Origin of the sequence: Enterobacter sp. 01-M-03-SI-ECC (assembly GCF_047530215.1) — a bacterium.
In the GTDB taxonomy this organism is placed as follows: Bacteria; Pseudomonadota; Gammaproteobacteria; order Enterobacterales; family Enterobacteriaceae; genus Enterobacter; species Enterobacter chengduensis.
This window is the reverse complement of sequence record NZ_JBLKDA010000070.1, coordinates 1-4952: the sequence shown is the minus strand read 5'-3', so window position 1 is coordinate 4952 and position 4952 is coordinate 1. Positions and strand designations below refer to the sequence as shown.

Here is a 4952-nt window from a genome sequence, read left to right as displayed (position 1 = left end):
AGCGTACGGCCCACAGAATGATGTCACGCTGAAAATGCCGGCCTTTGAATGGGTTCATGTGCAGCTCCATCAGCAAAAGGGGATGATAAGTTTATCACCACCGACTATTTGCAACAGTGCCACTTCGACGACTACCTGCTGCCGGCCGAGAAGTTCGCCGCACTCAAGCGCGAGCAGGCCCTGCCCCTGGCGATCAACCCGAACAGCGACCAGTACCTGGAAGAGCGTTTGCAGCTGCTGGACGAGCAGTTGGCCACCGTCACCCGCCTGGCCAAGGACAACGAGCTGCCCGATGCCATCCTCACCGAGTCAGGGCTGAAAATCACCCCGCTGGATGCGGCGGTGCCGGATCGGGCGCAGGCGCTGATCGACCAAACCAGCCAGTTACTGCCGCGCATCAAGATCACCGAACTGCTGATGGACGTGGACGACTGGACGGGCTTCAGCCGCCACTTCACCCACTTGAAGGACGGGGCCGAGGCCAAAGACAGGACGTTGCTGCTGTCCGCAATCCTCGGTGATGCGATCAACCTCGGGCTGACCAAGATGGCCGAGTCGAGCCCCGGCCTGACCTACGCCAAGCTGTCCTGGCTGCAAGCCTGGCACATCCGCGACGAAACCTATTCGGGGTCGGTTCCGGCTGAGGGCGAAATGACACCCTAAGCGTTAGCTCTGTGTCGTTGCACGATGTCAGCGACGGTATTCTTGCTGATACCGAGCTCGCGTGCGATCCAGCGATAGCTGCGTCCCTCGGCCCTCATCGCAACCACCTTAGGCAAAAGTCGGTCTGATTTTGGTCGCACTCCGGCCTGACGACCAAGCCTCTTACCACGTGCCTTCGCAACAGCAAGGCCTGACTTGACCCGCTCGCTGATGAGATCCCGCTCAAACTCCGCAATGCCGGAAAGAAACGTCGCCAGCATTCGTCCATACGGCGACGAAAGATCGAACGCCATTCCATTCATGGCTATCACGGAAACCTTCCAGTTCTCCAGTTCACGTAGCGTATTGAGCAGATCGAGCGTCGAGCGCCCCCACCGGGAAAGCTCAGTGACCAGGATTGCATCAATTTGTCTGGACTGGGCAAGCGCCAGGACTTTCTTTCGCTCGGCCCGGTCGAGTTTAGTTCCTGAACCTGTTTCCTTAAATATTCCCACCACGTCGTAGCCGGCACAGCCGGCGAAGGCTCGCAGATCAAATTCCTGGCGTTCACAAGACTGATCCGCTGTTGAAACCCGGCAGTAAATGGCGGCACGATGTCCCAATTGAACCCTCCTGGATTTTTGTATCGGAACGCCCTGATTTATATGGGCTGGCTGTTGTCCAAAACAGACTATACTTCAAAAGGGACGAATTTGTATGTCACGACGCCATATTTTCACCGAACGGCAGCGAGCAGCGCTGTTCGATCTGCCCACGGACGAACTGTCGCTACTGAAGTTCTACACGCTGGGCGATGATGACCTGGAAAACATTAGGCAGCGCCGCAGACCGGAAAACAGGATTGGCTTTGCCCTGCAACTTTGTGCCTTACGATATCCGGGCCGTGCACTGGCTCCTGGTGAGATGATCCCGCGTGAAGTCCTTTCCTTCGTCGGTGCTCAGCTTGGAGTTCCGGCTGATGCGCTTCTCACTTATGCCACACGGCGCCAAACCCGTCAGCAGCACATGGACACGCTGCGCGAAATTTACGGCTACAAGACCTTCACGGGCCGTGGTGCCCGTGATCTGCGGGAGTGGACTTTCGGCCAGGCCGAAGATGCCAGATCAAACGAGGATCTTGCTCATCGTTTTATTGTGCGGTGTCGGGAAACTTCCACCATTCTGCCCGCAGTATCGACAATCGAGCGCTTGTGCGCGGATGCTCTGGTCGCCGCTGAGCGGCGGATTGAAACGCGGATTGCGGAAAATTTAACAGCGGATGTTCGCGATCACCTGGACAAACTTCTGAGTGAAATGCTCGCCGGCAATATCAGTCGTTTCATCTGGCTTCGCAACTTCGAGGTTGGTAACAACTCGGCTGCTGCTAACCGTTTGCTCGACAGGCTCGAATTTCTGCGTACCCTGAATATCAATCATAGTGCTTTGGCCAGCATACCTGCCCATCGCATTGCCCGGCTGCGTCGGCAGGGTGAACGCTACTTCACCGACGGTTTGCGTGACATCACTTCGGACCGCCGCTGGGCGATCCTTGCCGTCTGTGTTGTGGAGTGGGAAGCGGCGATTGCTGATGCCATAGTCGAAACCCATGACAGGATCGTAGGAAAAACCTGGCGGGAAGCGAAGCGCCAGCATGACGAAACAATTTCCGGCTCTAAAGCCACACTCACGGATACGATCCGTACCTTCACCGCGCTGGGAGCTTCGTTGCTTGAGGCCCGCAGTGACGGAACCCCGCTGGAGATGGCTGTCGCCAGTTCGGTTGCATGGGACCGGCTCGCTCAACTGGTAGCGACAGGGACTCAACTCAGCAACACGCTAGCCGATGAGCCTCTTGCATATGTCGGGCAGGGATACCATCGCTTTCGTCGTTATGCGCCCCGCATGTTGCGCTGTCTGAAGCTCGAAGCCGCGCCGGTCGCCGGACCATTGGTAGCAGCAGCTTTGTCGATCGGAGAGATGAAAGGTGTTGCATCGCCAGAAAGGCGTTTCCTGCGGCCCAGCTCCAAATGGAACCGTCATTTACGAGCTCAGGAAAAAGGAGATACCCGTCTTTGGGAAGTGGCGGTACTCTTTCACCTCCGGGATGCTTTTCGTTCCGGAGATGTCTGGCTCGCTCATTCGCGCCGCTATGGTGACCTCAAGCAGGTACTGGTGCCGATGATCGCGGCGCAGGAAAATGCAAAACTGGCCGTGCCTTCCAACCCACAGGATTGGCTGGCAGACAGAAAGGCGCGACTCACGATCGCTCTTAAGCGGCTGGCCCGGGCTGCCCGTAACGGCACTATTCCGCACGGTAGCATAGAAGATGGAACGTTGCGGATCGACAGGTTGACAGCAGACGTGCCGGATGGTGCCGAGGCACTCATACTGGATCTGTATCGCCGAATGCCGTCCGTTCGGATTACCGACATGCTGCTTGAAGTTGATGCAGCCCTTGGTTTCACAGATGCGTTTACCCATCTGAGAACCGGGGCTCCATGTCGCGACCGGATCGGTCTGCTCAACGTCCTGCTCGCTGAAGGGCTCAATCTGGGCCTGCGTAAGATGGCGGAAGCTACAAACACGCATGATTACTGGCAGCTCTCACGCCTTGCCCGCTGGCATGTTGAAAGCGAAGCCATGAACCAGGCATTGGCAATTGTGGTGGCCGCGCAGGGTAAACTGCCGATGTCACGCGTCTGGGGGATGGGCACGTCAGCATCGAGCGATGGTCAGTTTTTCCCGACAGCGCGGCATGGCGAAGCCATGAACATGGTCAATGCCAAATATGGTTCTGTTCCCGGCCTCAAAGCGTATACTCACGTAAGCGACCAGTTCGCGCCATTCGCTTGTCAGTCGATCCCGGCGACCGTGAGCGAGGCACCGTATATTCTCGATGGACTACTGATGAACGAGGTCGGTCGCCATGTTCGCGAACAGTATGCCGATACAGCAGGATTCACCGACCATTTGTTCGGAGCCAGTAGCCTGCTCGGCTACAATCTCGTTCTGCGAATCAGGGATCTGCCATCGAAGCGGTTGTACGTATTTAATCCCGATACGACCCCCAGGGAGTTACGCAAGTTGGTAGGTGGAAAAGCCCGGGAGGATCTTATCGTTGCGAACTGGCCTGATATTTTCCGTTGTGCCGCGACGATGACCGCTGGCAAAATCAGGCCCAGCCAACTCCTGCGCAAGCTCGCTTCTTACCCACGACAAAACAACCTTGCAGTTGCGCTTCGTGAAGTTGGTCGTATTGAACGGACCCTTTTCATTATTGAGTGGATCCTGGATACGGACATGCAGCGGCGTGCTCAGATCGGTCTTAACAAGGGAGAGGCCCACCATGCGCTCAAAAATGCGCTCCGTATCGGGAGGCAGGGGGAAATTCGCGATCGCACGACAGAGGGGCAGCACTACCGAATCGCTGGGCTCAATTTATTGACTGCGGTGATCATTTACTGGAATACCGTCCATCTTGGTCATGCCGTCACGGAGCGGCGGAACGAAGGGTTGGATGTTCCCCCTGAATTTCTTCCCCACATATCCCCATTGGGCTGGGCGCACATTCTACTGACTGGCGAATATCTTTGGCCCAAGGAACCGAAAGCTTAGGGTGTCATTTCGCCCTCAGCCGGAACCGACCCCCTGAAGGCGAACGGATTTACCCGCTTTATTGTGGCCGGAGGGGAAACGTCGAGCATTGTGGCGCAGACCCTGGGGGTTGAGGCGTTCCATATTGGGCCGACCATCTCCCCTGGCGTGCCCTGGGTGCGTGACACCCGCCAGCCGCTCTCCCTGGCGCTGAAGTCAGGTAACTTCGGCGATATCCAGTTCTTTGCCCGTGCCCAGCAGGAGTTTCGTCATGACTGAGCAACAACTGCGAGAGGAAATGGTGCAGATTGGCGCCTCGTTGTTTAGCCGCGGCTATGCCACCGGCTCCGCTGGCAATCTGTCGCTGCTGCTGCCGGACGGCAACCTGCTGGCGACGCCGACCGGCGCCTGCCTCGGCGAACTGCAGGCTCAGCGGTTGTCGGTGGTGACGCTGCAAGGGGAATGGATCTCCGGCGACAAACCGTCGAAAGAGGTCACTTTTCACCGGGCGGTCTATTTGCACAACCCGGCCTGCAAGGCGATCGTCCACTTGCACAGCCACTATCTGACCGCGCTCTCCTGCCTGCAGGGGCTCGGGCACTGTTGCAAAGTTAGCGATGAGGCAGCCTTTTGTCTTATTCAAAGGCCTTACATTTCAAAAACTCTGCTTACCAGGCGCATTTCGCCCAGGGGATCACCATAATAAAATGCTGAGG

Annotated in this window: 3 protein-coding genes and 2 pseudogenes; 4 read left to right on the top strand and 1 reads right to left on the bottom strand. The window is 57.2% G+C overall.

The features are described 5' to 3' along the window. Window positions 1-123 precede the first annotated feature (123 nt). Window positions 124-627, top strand: a pseudogene (locus ACMWKK_RS25825) (Tn3 family transposase); the annotation flags it as partial. Window positions 628-659: 32 nt separating this feature from the next. Here ACMWKK_RS25825 and ACMWKK_RS25820 read toward each other — a convergent pair. Then, window positions 660-1265 carry a recombinase family protein gene (locus tag ACMWKK_RS25820; protein WP_000509965.1) on the bottom strand — a complete coding sequence of 202 codons (606 nt, stop codon included), beginning with the start codon at window positions 1263-1265 and terminating at the stop codon, window positions 660-662. A gap of 94 nt (window positions 1266-1359) precedes the next feature. Between ACMWKK_RS25820 and ACMWKK_RS25815 the strand changes: the two genes are divergently transcribed. The 3 genes and pseudogenes from ACMWKK_RS25815 to ACMWKK_RS25805 all read left to right on the top strand — a co-directional run bounded on the left by ACMWKK_RS25815 (window position 1360) and on the right by ACMWKK_RS25805 (window position 4939). Continuing rightward, window positions 1360-4257: a Tn3-like element Tn5403 family transposase gene (locus ACMWKK_RS25815; RefSeq protein WP_001553819.1), complete on the top strand. Its 2898-nt coding sequence runs from the start codon at window positions 1360-1362 to the stop codon at window positions 4255-4257. 33 nt (window positions 4258-4290) lie between these two features. Then, a pseudogene (locus ACMWKK_RS25810) lies at window positions 4291-4515 on the top strand (nucleotide-binding domain containing protein); the annotation flags it as partial. Next, the gene (locus tag ACMWKK_RS25805) at window positions 4508-4939 is read left to right on the top strand and encodes a class II aldolase/adducin family protein (protein ID WP_011977770.1); all 432 of its coding nucleotides are present in this window, start codon (window positions 4508-4510) and stop codon (window positions 4937-4939) included. The pseudogene ACMWKK_RS25810 and the gene ACMWKK_RS25805, both read left to right, overlap by 8 nt. Window positions 4940-4952: the final 13 nt, after the last annotated feature.